The 19,588-nt window shown below is 74.2% G+C and carries 8 protein-coding genes and 1 pseudogene; 2 read left to right on the forward strand and 7 right to left on the reverse strand.

The features are described from left to right. Positions 1-53 precede the first annotated feature (53 nt). A complete protein-coding gene (gene rfbH, locus KCH87_RS29095) occupies positions 54-1,352 on the forward strand; it encodes a lipopolysaccharide biosynthesis protein RfbH (RefSeq protein ID WP_210589259.1) in 1,299 nt (432 codons plus the stop codon). A gap of 60 nt (positions 1,353-1,412) precedes the next feature. Here rfbH and hflX read toward each other — a convergent pair whose 3' ends face one another. Continuing rightward, complete coding sequence (hflX, locus tag KCH87_RS29100) at positions 1,413-2,816, reverse strand: GTPase HflX (RefSeq protein WP_210589260.1); 1,404 nt, start codon at positions 2,814-2,816, stop codon at positions 1,413-1,415. Between the two features lie 40 nt (positions 2,817-2,856). Continuing rightward, positions 2,857-5,565 (reverse strand): glycoside hydrolase family 3 C-terminal domain-containing protein, encoded by a 2,709-nt coding sequence (locus tag KCH87_RS29105; protein WP_308298937.1) that lies wholly within the window; start codon positions 5,563-5,565, stop codon positions 2,857-2,859. Between the two features lie 542 nt (positions 5,566-6,107). Between KCH87_RS29105 and KCH87_RS29110 the strand changes: the two genes are divergently transcribed. Further along, on the forward strand, positions 6,108-7,499 hold the full coding sequence (locus tag KCH87_RS29110) for a transposase (protein ID WP_210589262.1): 1,392 nt from the start codon (positions 6,108-6,110) through the stop codon (positions 7,497-7,499). Here KCH87_RS29110 and KCH87_RS29115 read toward each other — a convergent pair. The 5 genes and pseudogenes from KCH87_RS29115 to KCH87_RS29135 form a co-directional block, all read right to left on the reverse strand. Next, entirely contained in the window at positions 7,496-9,463 is a 1,968-nt protein-coding gene (locus KCH87_RS29115; RefSeq protein WP_210589263.1) for a helix-turn-helix domain-containing protein, read from the reverse strand. The genes KCH87_RS29110 and KCH87_RS29115 overlap by 4 nt on opposite strands. A gap of 495 nt (positions 9,464-9,958) precedes the next feature. Continuing rightward, positions 9,959-10,705: a class I SAM-dependent methyltransferase gene (locus KCH87_RS29120; protein WP_308298938.1), complete on the reverse strand. Its 747-nt coding sequence runs from the start codon at positions 10,703-10,705 to the stop codon at positions 9,959-9,961. Positions 10,706-10,749: 44 nt separating this feature from the next. After that, entirely contained in the window at positions 10,750-12,030 is a 1,281-nt protein-coding gene (locus tag KCH87_RS29125) for an activator-dependent family glycosyltransferase (RefSeq protein WP_210589264.1), read from the reverse strand. Continuing rightward, positions 12,018-13,238: a hypothetical protein gene (locus tag KCH87_RS29130; RefSeq protein WP_210589265.1), complete on the reverse strand. Its 1,221-nt coding sequence runs from the start codon at positions 13,236-13,238 to the stop codon at positions 12,018-12,020. Before KCH87_RS29130 ends, KCH87_RS29125 begins: the two co-directional genes overlap by 13 nt. Positions 13,239-13,425: 187 nt before the next feature. After that, positions 13,426-19,551 (reverse strand): annotated as a pseudogene (locus tag KCH87_RS29135) (SDR family NAD(P)-dependent oxidoreductase); the annotation flags it as partial. Between the last annotated feature and the right edge of the window lie 37 nt (positions 19,552-19,588).

Consider the following 19,588-nt stretch of genomic DNA (forward strand, 5'->3'; position numbering starts at 1 on the left):
GGCTGTCCGTACGCTCGCGGTGACGTCGGTGGTGTCATCAGGAGGGAACTTCCATGGGCGAGACCAGGGAACGGATCGCGGAGCTCGTCCGGGAATACCACCGGGAGAAGGAACCCGGCCCCTTCGTGCCCGGCGTCTCCCCCGTACAGGTGTCCGGCGCGGTGCTCAGCGAGGACGACCGGCTCGCCCTGGTGTCCGCCGCGCTGGACATGCGGATCGCCGCCGGGGTCAGCTCACGCCGCTTCGAGCGGGACTTCGCGCGGTTCATCGGGACCCGCAAGGCCCATCTGACCAACTCGGGTTCCTCGGCCAACCTCCTGGCGCTCAGTTCCCTGACCTCCCCGCAGCTGGAGGAGCGGCGGTTGAGGCCGGGCGACGAGGTGATCACGGTGGCCGCGGGCTTCCCCACCACGGTCAGCCCGATCCTGCACAACGGTCTGGTGCCCGTGTTCGTCGACGTCGAGCTCGGCACGTACAACACCACCCCCGAGCGGATCGCCGCTGCGATCGGCCCGAAAACCCGCGCGATCATGATCGCACACTCCCTGGGCAACCCTTTCCAGGCCGAGGAGGTCGCCCAACTCGCCGAGGACCACGAGCTGTTCTTCGTCGAGGACAACTGCGACGCCGTCGACTCCACCTACCGGGGCCGGCGCACCGGCTCCTTCGGGGACCTGTCGACGACCAGTTTCTATCCCGCGCACCACCTCGCCATGGGCGAGGGCGGCTGTGTGCTGACGAGCAATCTGGCGCTGGCGCGGATCGTCGAGTCGTTCCGCGACTGGGGCCGGGACTGCTGGTGCGAGCCGGGTGAGGACAACCGGTGCATGAAGCGCTTCGACCAGCAGATGGGGAAGCTGCCGCACGGCTACGACCACAAGTACATCTTCTCCCACGTGGGGTACAACCTGAAGGCGACCGACCTCCAGGCCTCCCTGGGGCTCAGCCAGTTGCAGCGCATCGACGAGTTCAGCGCCGCGCGCCGCCGCAACTGGCGTCAGCTGCGCGAGGGCCTGGAGGGTCTGCCCGGTCTGCTGCTGCCGGAGGCGACCGCGGACAGCGACCCGAGCTGGTTCGGGTTCCTGATCACCGTCGACCCGGCGGCCTCCTACTCGCGCGCCGCCCTGGTCGACTTCCTGGAGTCGCGCCGTATCAACACGCGCCGCTTCTTCGCCGGCAACCTGACCCGGCACCCGGCCTACGCGGAGAAGCCGCACCGCATCGCCGAGCCCCTGAAGAACAGTGACCTGATCACCGACCAGACCTTCTGGATCGGCGTCTATCCCGGTCTGACCGAGGAGATGCTGGACTATGTGATCGCCTCCATCAGCGAGTTCACCACCGGGCACTGATCCCGCCGCCCGGGCACGACTGCGCCCCCTGCCCGTCGCGGCAGGGGGCGCAGTCGTCGATCAGGCCGTGTAGTCGGCGAGTTCCGCGGCCAGCGGGGCGTCGACGTGGGCCTTGAGGCGGGTGCCGGTCTCCTCGTGGGACTCGGCGAGGACCTCGCCGTGGGCGTGGACGCGGGCGACCAGGTGTCCCTCGGCGTACGGGATGAGGACCTCGACCTCCGTGTCCGGGCGCGGCAGTTCCCGCTCGACACGGGCCAGCAGCTCCTCGATGCCCGCACCGGTGCGGGCGGAGACGGCGATCGCGCCCGGCTCGGCGTCCTGTAGCCGGGCGAGCGTCTCCGGCGGGGTCTTGTCCGCCTTGTTGACGACGACGACCTCGGGCACTCCGGCGCCGCCGACGTCGCCGACGACCTCACGCACCGCCTCGATCTGGGACTCCGGGTCGGGATGCGAGCCGTCCACCACGTGCAGGATGAGGTCCGCCTCGGCGACCTCCTCCAGCGTGGAGCGGAACGCGTCGACCAGCTGGTGCGGCAGATGGCGGACGAACCCGACGGTGTCGGCGAGGGTGTGGACCCGGCCGCCGGTGGTCTGGGTGCGGCGCACCGTCGGGTCGAGGGTGGCGAACAGGGCGTTCTGCACATGGACGTCGGCGCCCGTGAGCCGGTTGAGCAGGGAGGACTTGCCGGCGTTGGTGTAGCCGACGAGGGCGACGGAGGGCACCTGGTTGCGGCGCCGTTCCTGCCGCTTGAGGTCGCGGCCGGTCTTCATGTCCTCGATCTCGCGGCGCATCTTGGCCATCTTGTCGCGCAGCCGGCGCCGGTCCGTCTCGATCTTCGTCTCGCCGGGGCCGCGGGTGGCCATACCGCCGCCTCCGCTGCCGCCGCCGCCCATCTGGCGGGAGAGCGAGGCGCCCCAGCCGCGCAGCCGCGGCAGCATGTACTGCATCTGCGCCAGGGCGACCTGTGCCTTGCCCTCCTTGGAGGCGGCCCGCTGGGCGAAGATGTCGAGGATGAGGGCGGTCCGGTCGACCACCTTGACCTTGACGACCTCCTCCAGGCGGACGAGCTGGCTGGGGCTGAGTTCGCCGTCGCAGACCACGGTGTCGGCGCCGGCGGTGACGACGAGGTCACGCAGTTCCCGGGCCTTGCCCGAACCGATGTAGGTGGCCGGGTCGGGCTTGTCGCGGCGCTGGATGACGCCGTCGAGGACCAGGGCGCCGGCGGTCTCGGCGAGGGCGGCGAGCTCGGCGAGCGAGCTCTCTGCCTCGGCGGCCGTGCCCGAGGTCCACACCCCGACCAGCACGACGCGCTCCAGACGGACCTGGCGCTGCTCGACCTCGACGACGTCGCGCAGTTCGGTGGAGAGGGCGGCGACGTGTCGGAGCCCGGTGTCCTCGGTGGCGTCGATGGCATCGGCCGGGCCGATGGAGCTGCCGGTCCCGGGGTGCTCGGTGGCGGTCATGCAGTTCCTCTCGCAGGGGTGGGGGGTAGGAGTCGCTCGGTCAAGGGGCGAGGGTGCCGGTGAGGCGGAGGTCCGAGGAGGACGCGCCGACGTGGACGGTGCGGGCGCCGGGGGCGTCCTGCCACGCGTGCTTCCCGGTGTCCCAGTACTGGAGTTGGCGGGCGTCGACCGGCACCGTGAGCCGTTTCTCCTGACCGGGGGCGAGGGTCACCTTGGTGTAGCCGGCGAGCTTCTTGACGGCCTGCGGGGCGGTGACGAGCGGGCTGGGGCCCAGATAGACCTGGACGACCTCCTTGCCGGTGCGGTCACCGGTGTTGCGCACGGTGACGGAGACAGCGGCGCCGGTGGCGGTCCGCCGGAGGGCCAGGTCGCGGTAGGCGAAGGAGGTGTACGACAGTCCGTGTCCGAAGGGGAAGAGCGGGCTGACGCCCTCCTTCTCGTACCAGCGGTAGCCGACGTGGATGCCCTCGCTGTATTCCTGCTTCCCGTCGACGCCGGGGAAACGCTCGGGGTGGCCGGCCATCGGATGGACGGTCTCGGCGGCGGGGAAGGTCTGGGTGAGTTTTCCGCTCGGGTTGGTGTCTCCGTACAGCAGTGCCGCGGTGGCCCGGGCGCCCTCCTGGCCGGGGTACCACATCTCCAGGACGGCGGCGGTGTCGGCGAGCCACGGCATCAGCACGCTGGAGCCGGTGTTGAGGACGACCACGGTGTTCGGGTTGGCCTCGGCGACCGCGGCGATGAGGGCGTCCTGGCCGTCGGGCAGGGACAGCGACGGGCGGTCGTAGCCCTCGGATCCCTCGTCCTGGGCGAAGACGACGGCGGTCTCGGCGGCGGCCGCGGCCGCGACGGCGCGCCGGATGTTCTGCTCGGCCTGTTCGGGGGTGACCCAGCTCAGGTCGACGGTGAGCGGGCGGTCCGGCCAGGCCCAGCCGCTCAGATTCACCTTGTGGGTGCCCTTGGTGAGCCTGAGGACGACGCTGGTGGTCTCGCTGAAGGAGTCGGCCGCGTAGACGGGGCTCTGGCCGTCGATCTGAAGGATCGCCAGGCCGCCGTCGACGCGTACGCCGATGCGGTAGTCGCCGTCGGCGGGGACGGTGAGCGTGCCGTCGTAGAACGGGCGGTCGCCGCCGGGCTCCAGCTGCCTGCCGTTCGTGAACGCGGGGCTGAGGTTCTCGGCTGGCAGCGGTGTGCCGAGCCGGTCGATGCCGGGTTCGTAGGTGAGGTGTGCGCCGGAGCCGGCCCGCTCGCGCAGGGCGTCGACGGGTGCCTGGGCGGTGTCGGGGACGACGTGGGCGCTGCCGAGGCCCGAGACCTTGGGCCGTAGGGCGCTGTCGCCTATGACGGCGACGTCGGTTCCGTGCTTGCCGGTGAGCGGGAGGGCGTTGCGGCCGTCGGTGGTGGAGTTGCGGAGCAGTACGGCGCCGTTCTCGGCGACCTGGCGGGCGGTGGTGCGGCCGGCCTCGGCGTCGCGGGCGGGGCGCGGGGCGGCGTCGAGGAGGCCGAAGCTCTCCATCCGGCCGAGGATGCGGGCGACGGCCCGGTCGAGGTCGGCCTCGGGCACGGTGCCGTTCTGTACCGCGGACTTCAGTGCGGCTCCGAAGTACTTGGTGTCCGGGACCGGGTCGGTCGGCTTGCCCATCTCCAGGCCGAGTTCCTGGTCGAGGCCCTGGGTGAGGTCGGCGGTCGCGTGGGTGGCGAGCCAGTCGGACATCACCCAGCCCTTGAAGCCCCACTGGTCACGCAGGATCTGCCGCAGCAGCACGTCGTTGCCGCACGAGTGGGTGCCGTTGACGCCGTTGTACGCGCACATGACGGCGGCGGCGCCGGTCTCGACGGCGCTGCGGAACGCGGGCAGTTCGATCTCCTGGAGGGTCTGCTCGTCGATGGCGGCGTCGACGGTGAAGCGGTCGGTCTCCTGGTTGTTGCCGGCGAAGTGCTTCACGGTGGCCATCAGGCCCTGGCCCTGGATGCCCTTGATCTCGGCGGCGGCGGTGCGGGAGGTGACGAGCGGGTCCTCGCTGAAGGTCTCGAAGTTGCGGCCGCCGTGGGGCACGCGGATGTTGTTCGCCATCGGGGCGAGGACGACGTCCTGGCCCAGGGCGCGGCCCTCGTGGCCGAGGACCTTGCCGTAGGCCTGGGCGAGGGAGTCGTCGAAGGTGGCCGCGAGGGCGGTGGGGGTGGGCAGGGCGGTGGCGCGGGTGCCGTTGAGACGGACGCCGGCCGGGCCGTCGGAGGCCTGTAGCGACGGTATGCCCAGACGCGGCACACCGGGCAGGTAGCCGACACCACGAGCGAGCGGGCCGCCCTCGGCACCGGCGGTCCAGTGAACGAACGACAGCTTCTCGTCGAGCGTCATCCGAGCGACCAGGTCCCGGACGCGCTGGATGCCCTCGACGGCGGGGGCCGCGCTGGTGGTCGTCACACTGAGCAGCCCGGCATGACACAGGAGAACGGCCAGAACAGCGAGCAGGCGTGAGGTACGGACCGGGCGCTGCCGTCCGTTGGGGCCCAGGGGTGCGGGACGGGCGAGCAGGCGCCGTCCGTCGGCGCGAAGTCGTGCAATGGGGCCGAGGGCGAGGAGGCGGCTCGTCCTGCCGTGCACGGACGGGCGGTCGGCAGACGCCGACGCGCCATCCACGCGCAGTCCCTCGGCGCCAAGTGGTGCGGTACGGCCGAGGGCGAGAGCTAGCAGGCGGCTCGTGCTGCCGTGTGCGGACGGGCGGTCGGCAGGCGCCGGGGCGTCGCCCACGCGCCGTTCGTCGGGCCGGAGCCGTCCGGGGCGGCCGAGGGTGAAGAGGCGTCGTCCCTCGGGCCTGGGTCTGGTGCGGAGGCGGGGGGTCGGCCTCCCTGGCCTGCGGGACGGCATGTGGGCTCCTGTGGTTCGGGGCATGGGTTCGGGCGCCTGGATGTGCGCCTCTCCACGCTTGCGGAGATCGTCCCGGGGGGCGAGGTCGGCCGGTCACACACTTCCGGGTGTGGTGCGTTCCGGGGTGGATTCCGCCCGGGGCAAGGGATCTGATGGCACGTCAGTTGATTTCCGGGGTGGTGCCCGGGGCTCGGGGCCGCCGGTGGACCGGCAGCCGGGCGCGGGGTGGTGGTGCGGTCACCACCCGGGGTGGGCGGCCGGCGGGCCGAGGGGTGCCGGCGGGGCGGCCGCGGGCCGGGGGCCGAGGTGTGTTTCCGGCCTACCTGGGCCCTGGGCCGTACGGCGGTGACGGTGGAGGGGTCCCAGCCGATCCGGCCCCGACACAGGCCCTGCCAGGTTGCGGGGCGCCGACCCCGAGGAGCGTCGTGAGGGCCACTCTCCCGGCCGAGGAGGCCGAACCCCTGCCGCACGAGGGCGCCGCTCAGGCATCGCGGCAGCTGTCCGCGTCGGTGCTGGCACTGCTGCGCCGCCGCGACCAACGGCACAAGGGCGAGCTGTATGTGAACGGGCTGCTGAGCACCCCCGGCCGCAAGACGATGCGCAATCTCGCCGCGAGCACCGGCGAACGCTCGGCCGAGCAGAGCCTGCACCACTTCATCAGCTGCTCGACCTGGGACTGGGCGCCGCTGCGCGCGGAGTTGACGACCCGGCTGGACAGGCTGCTCGCGCCCCGCGCCTGGGTGCTGCGGCCGCTGGTCATCCCGAAGACGGGACGCCATTCGGTGGGCGTGGGACGCCGGTTCGTGCCGCAGCTGGGGCAGGTGGTCAACAGCCAGCAGGGGTACGGGCTGTGGCTGGCGTCCGGCGCGGCCTCGGTGCCGGTGAACTGGCGGCTGTCGCTCAGCGGCGACTGGCTGGAGGACTCCGAGCTGCGCCAACGGGCCGCGATACCCGACTCGCTGGACACCGGCGCACCCGAACAGCTCGTGCTGGACATGGTGCGCGAGACGGCCGGCTGGGGCGCGTCGGCGGCACCGGTGGTCGCGGACGCCCGCGAGGAAGCCGTGGTACCGCTGCTGGAGGCGCTGTCCGGGGCGGGGCTGCCGTTCCTGCTGCGCGTCGGCGACGACACGGGGCTGCTGGCGCCGGACCTGTCGGCGGGGCGCGGCCCCGTGGTGTCGGGTCCGGCCGGGCGGCTCGTGGAGCTCGCGCGGACGCAGCGGCGGCCCGTGGACTGGTTCGACCCTGCGGTTCCCGAGCTGCCGCGCACCTCGCTGGTGGCGCTGCTGCCCGTACGGCTGCCGGGGACGGCCGCCCGGCTGTCGCTGGTGGGAGTGTGGTCGCCGGACCGGCGCGAGGTGGCGGAGCTGTGGCTGACGTCCCTGGCCGGTGCGAGCCGGGGCGTGCTGCTGGGGCTGGGCCGGATGCTCGGGCGGGTGGACACCGACTTCACCGGTACGACCCTTTCGGTGGGCGCGCTGGACTTCGAGGGCCGCTCCTACCGCGGCTGGCACCGGCACGTCACGCTCGTCTCGCTGGCGCACGCGCTGCGCCTGCTGGGCACCCACCGCGGGCGGGACGCGCTCACCCCGGTCCCGGCCAAGCGGGTCCGGCGAAGTCCGGTGCGGTTCGGGCAGCGCCCCGAAGGGGCGCGGGCCGTGTCGATATGCGGCTGCGCCGCGATGGGGGTCCCCCCGGGTTCGAGCGAAGCCGAGAACGTGGGAGAGCGACCGGCCACGACCGGTCCGCAGACCATCGACGGCCCCTCGCGGCCCCGCGGCGGAGCCGCATATCGACACGGCCCGCGCAGCGCTTAGCGCGGACCGGGCGACGGGAGGCCGGCGGGTGCGAGGGAGGCTCGCGCCCGGAGCAGCCGCAGGGCGAGCTGGAGTTCCAGCGCCTGCTCGGGTCGCTGCCAGTCACGGCCGAGCAGCTGGGTGATGCGCTCCATACGACGGGAGACCGTGTTGGGATGGACGTAGAGGATCTCCGCCGCACGGGTCGGACTGCCGGCGGCGGAGAACCAGCCTTCCAGGGTCTCGACGAGGGTGCTGAACCGCTCGGCGTCGTGGTCCAGGAGCGGGCCGAGGGTGCGCTCCACGAAGCCGGGCACGTCCTGGTCGTCGGCCAGCAGCATGCCGATGAAGCCGAGGTCGCGGGCTGCGGCGGCCCGGCCCGAGCCGCCGAGCGCGGTGAGCGCCTCGAAGCAGCGGACGGCCTCCTGGTAGACGCGCGGGACGGTGCCGGCGCCCTGGGTGTGGCCGGCGGCGCCGGCGGTGACCGGGGCGCCGGTGGCGGCGGCGAGTTCGGCCCGTACGTCCTCGGCGCGGGACGCCGGGTCGTCGCCGGGCAGCAGCAGGACCAGCCGTCCGCCCTGGACGGTCTTCATGCCGCGGTGCCGGCGTACGTAGGCGGTGGCCCAGCGTTCGACGAGGGCGGCGGCGTCGGTCTGGGCGCGGGCGACGACCACGACGTGCGGGCGGTCGAGTTCGGCACACAGCCGGCCGGCCCAGACGACGAGCCGGTCGGTGGGGCCCTCCCAGGTGACCAGGTCCTCCAGGAACGCGTCCGCGAGCCCGCCGTCGGCGGCCGTGGACTGCTGGGTCAGCAGCAGAGAGACGGTGCGGGCGTAGGAGAGCAGGACCTGTTCGCCGGGTCCGGCGGGCGGGTGCGGGCGGGAGCCGTCGGGGTGGAAGAGCAGACAGCCGATGTCCTGCCGGCGGACGGTCAGGGGCACCACCCAGGTGCCGTCGGTCAGCGGGCAGGCGATGCCGGTGGCGGCCGCGTTGAGCCGGACACGTTCCAGTTCGGCGCCGTCGGGGCGGGGTATCCGGCCGTGTTCGGCGAGGCGTTCGCCGGCCTGGCCGCGGACCGAGAGGCCGCCGCCGAGTTCGGTGGCGGCGCGGGCGATCAGCTGGTCCAGGCCGATGCCGTCGAGGACGAGCCGGACCAGGTCGTCCTGCACGTGTCTGCCGCGCAGGGCGTCGCTGAGGCCCGAGCGGGCCCGCGAACCGGCGCGTTCCAGCTCGGCGTTGGCGGCGCGGGCGCTCTCCAGCAGCCGGGCCGTGCTGAGGGCGACGGCGGACAGGTCGGCGAGGGAGCACATCAGCGTGACCTCGTCGGGCGTGAAGTGACGGACCTTGCGGTCGGCGACGTAGAGGTGGCCGAGGTGCCGGTCGTCGGCGCGCAGCGGGACGCCGAGCACGGCGTGCAGGGACTCGGCGTGGACGATCTCGCCGAGCGCGGCGGCGTGGGCGGCGGTGTGCGGGTCGAGGTCGCCGGAGAGCAGGTCGGCCGTCCAGAACGGGCCCGGGCGTTCACCGTGGGTGTCGGCCGGGAGCGCGGCGGCGGGGATGCGGTGTCCGACGGTCAGGGCGCTGACGGCGCCGTCAGCGGCGCGCAGGGTCGCCACGTCCGTCTCCCCCGGCTCCCCCGGCTCCGCGAGCAGGACGGTGCAGGCGAAGTCCACGTGCAGCAGCAGCCGGGCGCGGCGGCTGATCAGCCGGAGGGTGGCGTCGGGGCGGCCGGCCTGGGTGAGTTCGCGGGCGGTGTCGACGAGGGCGACCAGTTCGGCCTCGCGCCTGCGGTGCCGGTCGAAGTGGCCGCCGACGTCGAGGGCGAGGCGGGTGGCGCGCTCGACCCGGTCGAGGCGGTGGGGCGCGGCGGTGGAACCGCGGGCGCGGGCGAGGAGCCGCTCGTACTCGCGGGCGGGTGCCTCGCCCGCGAGGAGTTCCAGGACGTGCAGGACGTCGTCCTCTGGTCGGGTGTCCTCTCCGGTCATCTCTGCCCCCCGCAGGAATCCGCCTGATCTCGGCTGACCGGAACGTAACTTCGGCCCGTACGGCGGTCAAACGGTCTGGGCCGGTCCTGAAGCGGGGCGGGGAGCCCGGGGAGGCGGTGGCCGGGTCACCGGTCGGAGCGGCTTCGGGCACCCGGAGCGGTGGTCCCGGCACCTGGGCCCCGGGTCGACTCGCGTCTAGGCTGGGGCGTTTCGGGTCGGAGCGTCGGCGTCGCGTCGGACGGCGGGTGCGGATTGCGGCACGCGGCGCGCAGAGCAGAGACCTCGCCGAGTGCGAGCCGCTCGGAATCGTTGCTGAGGCGGGCCTCAAGCGTTTCTCCGGTTACGTGGTTCGTCTACCGCGGGCCGGTGGGGGCTGAGCGCGGAACGCTCCGCTGGTTACGCAGTTCGTCTACCGCGGGCCGGTGGGGGCTGGTCGCGCAGTTCCCCGCGCCCCTTTGGGGCGCGTTCATGCACCGCACCTCGAAACAAGTCCCGTTAGGACTGCCGTACGCCGATGAAGAGGCCGCGGCCCGACGGGCCGCCCCGCTGGAACTCGACGTCCAAGCCCGCGCGTTCGAAGGCCAGCTCGTAGGCGGAGCGCTCGAACAGGGTGATCAGGTGGTTCTCGGAGAGGTGTTCGATGGCGTGGCCCGGTTCGGCGATGAGGTAGTGGACCTCGATCGCGGTGGCGTCGCCCTCCAGCCGGGAGTGGGAGACACGGGAGATCGTCCTGCCCTCGGCCTCGACGATCGAGGCGCCGACGAAGCCGGGGGTGAACGTGGCGGGGAACCACCAGGGTTCGACCACGACGACTCCGCCCGGCTCCAGGTGGGCGGCGAAGCGGGCGAGGGCCGTGTCGAGTTCGGTCTGGTCGCTCATGTGGCCGATGGAGCTGAACATGCAGATGACGGCCGCGTAGCGGGTGTCGAGCGCGAAGGCGCGCATGTCGCCCAGGTGGACGGTGGCGCCGGGGTTGCGGCGCAGGGCGATCTCCCTCATGTCCGCGGAGAGTTCGAGGCCCTCGACGCGGTCGAAGAGAGGGGTGAGGTGCTGGAGGTGGAGTCCGGTGCCGCAGGCCACGTCGAGGAGGCTGCGCGCGCCGGGTGCCCGGGAGGTGATCAGGGCGGCCAGGTCGGCGGCCTCGCGCCGGTAGTCCTTGCCCTTGCCCTGGTGGACCAGGTCGTAGACCCGGGCGATGCCGTCCGCGTAGCCGTTGCCCGTGCGGATGTCGGGGGTGGTCACGTCGTGTCTCCTTGGCTGGGGTGGGCGGACCGGAGGGGTCTGCGTCACGGCCGTACGCGGCGTTGTGCCGTGAGTCGTTCCAGGGCCGGCACCAGGCCGGCCGGTGTCGGGTCGGTGAGGGTTTCCTCGCGCAGCCGGCGGGCGCCCGCGGTCAGCGAGGGGTCGTCGAGGGCCCGGACGACGGCGTCCCGCAGGGCGGCGGCGTCCAGTTTGTGCGGCGGCAGGTCGATGCCCGCGCCTGCTTCCTCGTGGAGGCGGGCCTTGAGGGGGGCGTCCCACAGGGCGGCCACGATGACCTGGGGCACGCCCAGCAGGGTGGCGGTGTAGCCGGTGCCCGCGCCGCCGTGGTGGACGATCGCGGCGCAGCTCGGCAGCAGCGCCTCCATGGGCACGAAGTCCACGGCGCGGATGTTGTCGGGGAGGCTGTCGCGGTCGCTGAGTTGACCGGCGTCGAGGGTGGCGACGATCTCGGCGTCGACGTCGCCCAGTGCGTGCAGCAGATCCTCGAAGGGGACGGCGTCGCGTCCGAAGGTCTCGCGGGCGGAGACGCCGAGGGTGACGCAGACGCGGCGCCGGGCGGGCGGGGTGTGCAGCCAGTCGGGGATCACGGAGGGCCCGTTGTACGGGACGAACCGCATGGGCAGCACCTCGTGGCCGGGCACGGGCAGCCGGATGCCCTCGGGGGCGGGGTCGATGCTCCACTGGCCGGCGACGATCTCCTCGATCGCGGCGGCGTCCGGGATGACGCCGAACCGTTCCAGGGTCCAGGTCAGCCAGTCGGCCATCGGGTCCTCGCGCCGCCCCTCGGGCTGTGCCGCACGCAGGGCGAGGAACTGGCGGCGGGCGTTGAGGACGACGTCCGGGCCCCACAGGATGCGGGCGTGGGCCGCGCCGGTGACATGTGCGGCGATCGGGCCGGCGTAGGTGAAGGGTTCCCACAGGACCAGGTCGGGCTGCCAGGCGCGGGCGACGGCGACGAGGTCGTCGATGGTCGTGTCGCCGTTCAGGGGCGCGAACGACATGGCCGTCATCATGGTCTGCTGCCCGAGGGCGTGCTCCCAGCCGAGCGGCTCGTCACGGGTCTCGGCGAAGTCGAGGCCCTGCTGGTAGGGGGTGGGGTCGCCGCCGATACGGGTCATCAGCTCGACGATGGAATCGAGGTCTCCGACGGGTACGGCGGTCAGGCCCGAGCCGTTGATGACCTCGGTGAGTGCGGGCTGGCTGGCCACCCGGACCTCGTGTCCGGCGGTGCGCAGGGCCCAGGCCAGCGGCACCAGGTTGTAGTAGTGGGTGTTGTGCGCGAAGCACGTGATCAGGACGCGCATGGCATGGTCTCCCCTGTGCGGCTCGGTGCGTGGCTGCCGGCGTTCTTGACGGCGGGCAGCCGGGCGGGGGCGTTCAGGACCGGCGAACAGGGCCGGGTCACCGGCTCCGCGCCGGTGCGCAGCCGCGGGAGGGCTTCGGCGAGTGCGCCCAGCGCGGCGCGGGCGATCGCCTTGATCAGCGGGGCGGACAGCCCGAAGTGCAGGTCGGCGGGGAGACCGAAGGGTGCGGTGTCCGGGCCGGTGTGCGGGTCGCGGTTGACGGCGGCGACCAGGACGGTCACCCGGCTGCCGGCCGGGAGTTCGGTGCCCGCCAGGGTGGCTCCGTCGCGTGCGGTGCGGGTCTCCAGGCGGACGGGCGGGGCCGAGCGCAGGGTGGCGTCCACGGCCGGGCCTGCCAGGGCGGGGTCGGCGGCGAGCGCCTGCCAGGCGCCCGGCCGGGCGAGTCGGTCGCGTACGGCGTTGGTGACGAGCACCGCGGTGGTCTCGGCGGCGCTGACCGACAGGACGCGGGCGATCTGTGCGGCGACGGGTCCCGCGTCGCCCAGGGTCCGGTCGAACAGGGCGGCCAGTCGGTCCTCCGCCGTTTCGGCGGCGCGGGCGACCGGGTACGGCTGGGGGCACAGCAGGCCGTCGAGCGCGGGCCGGCAGTCGGCGAGCAGTCGGGCGTAGTGCTCGTACGCGTCCTCGGGCAGGCTGAGTTGCTCGGCGAGCACCCGGCCGACGAGGCGGCGGGCGAAGTCCTCGGCGAGGTCGAAGCGGTCGCCGAGGTCGGCCACGATCGCCCGGGCGAACTTCACGGTCCGCTTCTCCACGCACGCCTCGTCGGCCCACAGCACGGGCCCGCCGAGCGCGGCGAGCGGGGCGAGCCGTGCGGTGGTCGCGCGGTCCAGGGCCAGGGTGGCGCTGCGGTACGGGAGTTCGTCGCCGTCGGCCGCGGGGGCGTCGAAGGCGGGGTCGGCGACGACCGCCTCGGCGACGGAGCGGTCGGCGGTGACCCAGGTGTCCAGCAGGGTGCTGTGGTACAGCGGCCCCCGCTCGCGGATCCGCTCCTCGTGGTGGTGCGGGTCGTCGGTGCCGGCCCGCAGCAGCAGTCCGTAGGGGTCGTCCTGGATGCCCGCGAACCACTGTGCGGCGCGGGTGAGTTGGTTGTTCCTGGCCCGGCGGGCCGGGTCCCGTCCGGGTGCGTCGATGGACAGCACGGTGGTCATGCGCGGCTCCAAAGCGGTCTCGGGGAAGAGGGGTTGCGTTCCCGCGCCCGCCGCGATGGGGGTCCCCCCGGCTTCTTCGCTCGGTGCGGCGGGTGTGCGTGCCGGGCGGCGTGGGGGCGTGCCTCGCTTCCCCGAGGCCGCTCGGTCATCGGTCACCGCCGGGCAGCGCGTCCAGCCAGGCGCCGACGGTGTCGGCCGTGGCCGGGGCGTGCTCGGTCATCATCGTGAAGTGGTTGCCGGGTACGTCGGCGACGGTGTGCGCGGCGTCCCACACGGACCGCCAGTCGGTGCGGGGGTCGGTCCAGGCGGCCATCGGTTCGCCGGCGCGCAGGTGCAGCACCGGGGCGCGGGTGGGCTGCGGGGTCCAGTCCTTCAGCAGCCGGTGGTAGGCGCCCATCGCGGTGAGCCGGGTGTCGTCGAGCGGGACGACGGTGCGTTCGGCCGCCCAGCGGAGCATGACGTCCCGCCAGACCTCCATGGCGCCGGGGGCGCTGGGGGTGTAGATGTCGGCGAGGACGAGGGCGACGGGGCCCGCGCCCCGGGCCTCCAGGTGGCGGGTGAGCGCATGGGCCAGGTTGGCGCCGGCGGAGTGGCCGAGCAGGGCGTAGGGCCGGCCGTCGGTGGCCTGGGCGAGGGTCTCGGCGTGGGCCGCGCACAGGGCGTCGAGGGAGTCCGGCAGCGGTTCACCGTCCCGGAAGCCCGGCTGCGGCAGCGCGAGGACGCCGCGCCGGCCGGCCAGGGCGCCCGCGAGGGCGGCGAATTCCAGCGGGCCGGAGACGGCGGCGGTACCGGTGACGCCGACGAGCAGCGGGCCCGGCCCGCCGTCGGGGCCGTCGGCGAGCCGGACCGGGGTGAGCGGCGGGGCGTCGCCGCCGGTGAACACCGGGCGCAGGGCGGCCACGGCGCCGAGCACGTCGACGGCCTCGGCGACCCGGCCGTGCGCCAGCGCGTTCTGATAGAGGGCGACGAGAGTGCCGGGCGCGGCGTCGTCCGCGCCGGTGACCGGGGCGTCGAGAAGGCCCAGCAGGTGCCTGGTCAGCGCGTCCGGTGTGTCGTACTCGAAGAGCGTCTCGGGAGGCAGATCGAGTCCGGTGACGGCCGTCAGCCGCCGCCGGAGCTGAACGGTGGCCAGCGAGTCGAAGCCGAGGCGGGTGAACGGCGTGTCCGTGGGCACCTCGTCCGCACTGTCGTGGCCGAGGACCCCAGCGGCCTCCGTACGGACGAGGCCGAGCAGGACGGCGGAACGCGCGGCGGGGTCGCGGGCGGCCAGGTCGCGGCGCAGGTCGGAGGCGATCGCGGCGGGATCGTATGCGGCCAAGTCGCGGCGCAGGCCAGGCGGGGCGGGCCACTGACCGCTCGCCGCGCCGCCGCCCCCCGGGGCGAAGTGGCGCTCGGGCACGTAGGCGCCTACGGGCGCTGCGGGATCGTATGCGGCCAGGTCGCGGCGCGGGTCGGACGGGGCAGGCCACTGACCGCCCGCCGCGCTGCCGCCGCCCGGGGCGAAGTGGCGCTCGGGCACGTAGGCGCCTGCCGGTGCGGCGGGATCGTATGCGGCCAGGTCGCGGCGCAGGTCGGACGGGGCGGAGTGGCGCTCGGGCGCGTAGGTGCCCGGGGGGTGTGCGGGGTCGTACAGGGCGGTGATGAGTGGGCTGGGTCGGCGGGCGGTGAATCCGTCGGCGAAGCGTGGCCAGTCGGTGTCGGTGACCGACACGGTGGCCTCGCCGGCAGCAATGGCGCGGAAGAGTTCGGTGAGCGCTTTCTGCGGGTCCATGGCGTTGAGGCCCCGGCGCCGCAGGTAGTCCGTGCCTGCGCCGTCGCCCATGCCGCCGCCGCCCCACAGGCCCCAGGCCACGGAGGTGGCGGGCAGGCCCGCGGCGCGCCGGCGTTCGGCGAGGGCGTCGAGGTCGGCGTTGGCGGCCGCGTAGGCGCACTGGCCGGCGCTGCCCCACACGCCGGCGCCGGAGGAGTAGAGGACGAACGCGTCGAGCGGGGTGTTGCGGGTGAGTTGGTCCAGGTGGCGGGCGCCGGCGACCTTGCCCGCGTACACGTCGGCGACGAGGTCGGGGCCGGTCTCGGTGAGTGCGGCGACCTGGGGGATGCCGGCGGCGTGGAAGACCGCGGTGAGCGGGGTGTCGTCGGGGATCCGCGCCAGGACCTCGGTGAGCGCGGCGCGGTCGGCGAGGTCGCAGGCGGCGAAGGTCACCCGGGTGCCGAGGGCGAGGAGTTCGGATTCCAGGGACTCGGCGCCGGGTGCGTGCCGTCCGCGGCGGCCGACGAGCAGCAGGTGCTCGGCGCCGTCGCGGGCGAGACGGCGGGCGAGGTGTCCGCCGAGGGCGCCGGTGCCGCCGGTGACCAGGACGGTGCCGCGCGGTCGGTAGGGAGTGCCGGCGCGGGGCGTGGCCGCGGGGGCGAGGCGGCGTCCGTACGTCCCGTCCTGTCGTACGGCGATCTGGTCCTCGGAGCCGGTGAGGGCGGCGGCCAGCCGCTGCCAGGCCGCGTCGTCCGCGGTCTCGGGCAGGTCGGCCAGTCCGCCCCACAATGTGGGCAGTTCGAGGGCGGCGACCCGGCCGAGGCCCCACAGCTGGGCGGCCGCCGCCCGGGGCGCCTCGCCGGGCGTCACGGCCACGGCCGACCGGGTCGCGCACCACAGGCGGGCGGTGAGGGACGTATCGCGCAGGGCCTGGGCGAGGAACAGGGTCGCCCGGACACCGGCGGGTACCGGACCGGATCCGGGTTGTTCCCGCTCGTCGTCGCCCAGGAGGGAGAGCACGCCCTGGATCGTCGCGGCGGTATCACCTTGCGCGTCCGGGGCCTGTGTCGAAAGCGGCGTCGTCCGGTGCGTGCTCTCGGCGTGCCCGGCGGAAGCCCCCGTACTGGACGACGTACTCGGGCTTTCGTCCGGTGCGGCGAGAGCGCCTGCCAGGCGTCGCCCCGCAGGCGCCACTGTCGACACAGACCCCAGGAGGGCGGCGAGCGAGCCGCGGTCGGCCTGGGCGGCGTCGACGCGCAGCCTTCGTACGGTGGCGCCGAGGGCGGTGAGTGCCCGCTCGGCCGCGTCGGTGTGCGCGTCGTCGGGGTGCGTGGGGTGGACCAGCAGCCAGGTGCCGGTGAGCCGGGCGCCGGGCGGCTCGGGCAGCGGCTGCCAGGTGACGTGGTAGCGGCGGGGGCCGGTGCGGTCACGGCCCGCGCCACGTGCGGTGGGGGCGATCCAGTACGTGCGGTGCTGCCAGGCGTACACGGGCAGCGGGATTCGGCGGGCGCCGGTGCCGGTGAAGAGGCGGGCCCGGTCGAGGGCGGCGCCCCGGGTGTGGGCGGTGGTCACCGCGCGCAGCAGGGTGTCGGTCTCGGGGCGGCCGCGGCGCAGGACCGGCACCATGACGGCTTGTTCGCCGGCGAGGATCTCCTCGGCCATGCCGCACAGCACGCCGTCGGGGCCGAGTTCGACGAAGGTCTCGGCGCCCAGGTCGCGGGCGGCGCGCACGCCGTCGGCGAAACGGACGGTGGCGCGGACGTGTTCGGCCCAGTAGGCGCCGGTGCGCAGCTCCTGGCCGGTGGCCCGGCGCCCGGTGACGTTCGAGACGACCGGGATGCGGGGGGTGCGGTAGGTGAGCCGGTCCGCGATCGTGCGGAACTCCTCCAGCATGGGGTCCATCAGCGGGGAGTGGAAGGCGTTACTGACGGTGAGCCGCTTGGTCTTGCGGCCCTGTGCGGCCAGTTCCACGGCTATGGCGTCCACGGCCCTCTCGTCGCCGGACAGGACCAACGAGCGGGGGCCGTTGACGGCGGCGATGACGGCCCGGCCGTGCAGGAGCGGGGTGACCTCGTCCTCGGTGGCCCGTACGGAGAGCATCGCGCCGCCGGGCGGGAGGGCCTGCATCAGCCGGCCGCGGGCCGCGACCAGGGTGCACGCGTCGTCGAGGCCGAGGACGCCGGCCACGTGGGCGGCGGCGAGTTCGCCGACCGAGTGACCGAGGACGACGTCGGGCCGCATCCCCCAGTCCTCCAGCAGCCGGTAGAGGGCCACCTCCACGGCGAACAGGGCGGCCTGGGCGTACTGGGTGCGGTGCAGCCGCTCGTCGTCGGGGTCGTCGAGGACGTCGGCGAGGGGGCGGTCCAGGTGCGGGTCGAGCAGGGTGGCGATCTCGTCGAAGGCGTGGGCGAACACAGGGTGGGCGGCGTGCAGTTCACGGCTCATACCGGGGCGCTGGCTGCCCTGGCCGGTGAAGAGGAAGGCGGTCTTCGCCTCGCGGCGGCGGACCCCGCGGACGACGGACGGCGAGGGAACGCCGTCGGCCAACGCGTCGAGACCGCGGGCGAGTTGCTCCTGCGAGGTGCCCAGGACGACGGCGCGGTGTTCGAACGCGGTGCGGGTGGCGGCCAGGGAGTAGCCGGCGTTCAGGGCATCGGGGGCGTGGGCGAGGTGCTCACGGAGCCGGCCGGCCTGGGCCCGCAGGGCTTCCTCGGAACGGCCGGAGACGAACCAAGGGGTGAGCCGTGGGGCGGGGGCGGGGGCGGGCGCGTCGGTGGGGGCCTGGTCCGGCGCGGGGGCCGGTGCGTTGCTGGAGACCTGACCCGCCACGGAGACCGGCCCGTCGGCGGAGACCTGACCCGCCACGGAGACCGGCGCGTCGGCGGAGACCCGACCCGCCACGGAGACCGGCCCGTCGGCGGAAATCTGACCCGCCACAGGGGCCGACGCGCCGCTGAAAACCTGACCCGCCACGGAGACCGGCCCGTTGGCGGAGACCTGACCCGCCACAGGGGCCGGCGCGTTGCCGGAGACCCGACCCGCCACGGAGGCCGACGCATTGGCGGAGACCCGACCCGCCACAGGGGCCGACGCATTGGCGGCGGCCGGATCCGCCTCCTGGATCACCGCGTCGGTAGAGACCGGGCCCTCCGCCGGAACCCGTGTGCCGGCGGAGGCCGGGTCCGTTGTCGGGGCCTCCTCCAGGATCACGTGGGCGTTCGTGCCGCCCACGCCGAAGGCGGAGACGCCGGCGCGGCGGGGGGTGGCGGTGGGCGGCCAGGGGATGGGGGTGGTCAGGAGGCGGACGTTGCCGGAGGCCCAGTCGACGTGCGGGGTGGGGGTGCCGGCGTGGAGGGTCGCGGGGAGCAGGCCGTTGCGGAGCGCCTCGATCGTCTTGATGACGCCGCCGACGCCGGCCGCCGCCTGGGAGTGGCCGATGTTGGACTTGAGGGAGCCCAGCCACAGGGGCCGTTCGCGGTCCTGGCCGTACGTGTCGAGGAGCGCCTGCGCCTCGATCGGGTCGCCGAGACGGGTGCCGGTGCCGTGGGCCTCGACGGCGTCCACGTCGGCGGGTGTGAGGCCGGCGTCGGCCAGGGCCTGCCGGATGACGCGCTGCTGGGACGGGCCGTTCGGGGCGGTGAGGCCGTTGCTGGCGCCGTCCTGGTTGACGGCCGTACCGCGCACCACGGCCAGCACCTCGTGGCCGTTGCGCTGTGCGTCGGACAGCCGCTCCAGGACCAGGATGCCGACGCCTTCCGCCCAGCCGGTGCCGTCCGCGTCGGCGGAGAACGCCTTGCACCGGCCGTCCGGTGCCAGCCCCTTCTGCCGGGAGAACTCCACGAACGCGGCGGCGTCCGGCATCACGGCGACACCGCCCGCCAGGGCCAGTGCGCATTCCCCGCGGCGCAGTGCCGTGACGCCCAGGTGCAGCGCCACCAGGGAGGAGGAGCAGGCCGTCTCCACGGTCAGTGAGGGGCCTTCGAGTCCGAGGGCGTAGCTGATCCGGCCGGACAGCACGGCGTCGGCGCTGCCCGTCAGCAGGTACCCCTCCGAGCCGGCCGGGATCCGGTCGAGGTCGGTGGCGTACTCGGCATGGGCCGCCCCGACGTAGACACCGGTGCCGGTGCCGCGCAGCGTGCGCGGGTCCAGGCCGGTGCGCTCCAGCGCTTCCCAGGAGGCCTCCAGAAGCAGCCGCTGCTGGGGGTCCATGACGACGGCCTCACGCGGGGAGATCCCGAAGAACGCCGCGTCGAAGTCGCCCGCACCGGCCAGGAATCCGCCCTCGTTGCAGTAGGTGGTGCCCGGCGACTCGGGGTCGGGATCGTAGAGGCCGTCGACGTCCCAGCCGCGGTCCCCGGGAAACGGCGCGACCGCGTCCGTTCCCGAGGCGACCAGGTCCCAGAGGCTTTCCGGCGAGTCGACCCCGCCCGGGTAGCGGCAGGCCATGCCGACGACGGCGATCGGCTCGTGGGCGGCCGAGGTCAGTTCCCGGTTGAGCCTGCGCAGCCGCTCGGTCTCCTTCAGGGAGGTCCGCAGCGCCTCCATGAGCCGTTCGGGAGACATCGCCATCGGTGAAAGTCCCTCTCTGGGTGGGGCGGAC

Source organism: Streptomyces sp. GESEQ-35 (genome assembly GCF_017948485.1).
GTDB lineage: Bacteria > Actinomycetota > Actinomycetes > Streptomycetales > Streptomycetaceae > Streptomyces.

Coding starts and splice junctions, on each gene's coding strand:
- rfbH (WP_210589259.1), top strand. CDS start 54: ATGGGCGAGACCAGGGAACGGATCGCGGAGCTCGTCCGGGAATACCAC.
- hflX (WP_210589260.1), bottom strand. CDS start 2,816: ATGACCGCCACCGAGCACCCCGGGACCGGCAGCTCCATCGGCCCGGCC.
- KCH87_RS29115 (WP_210589263.1), bottom strand. CDS start 9,463: ATGACCGGAGAGGACACCCGACCAGAGGACGACGTCCTGCACGTCCTG.
- KCH87_RS29125 (WP_210589264.1), bottom strand. CDS start 12,030: ATGCGCGTCCTGATCACGTGCTTCGCGCACAACACCCACTACTACAAC.
- KCH87_RS29130 (WP_210589265.1), bottom strand. CDS start 13,238: ATGACCACCGTGCTGTCCATCGACGCACCCGGACGGGACCCGGCCCGC.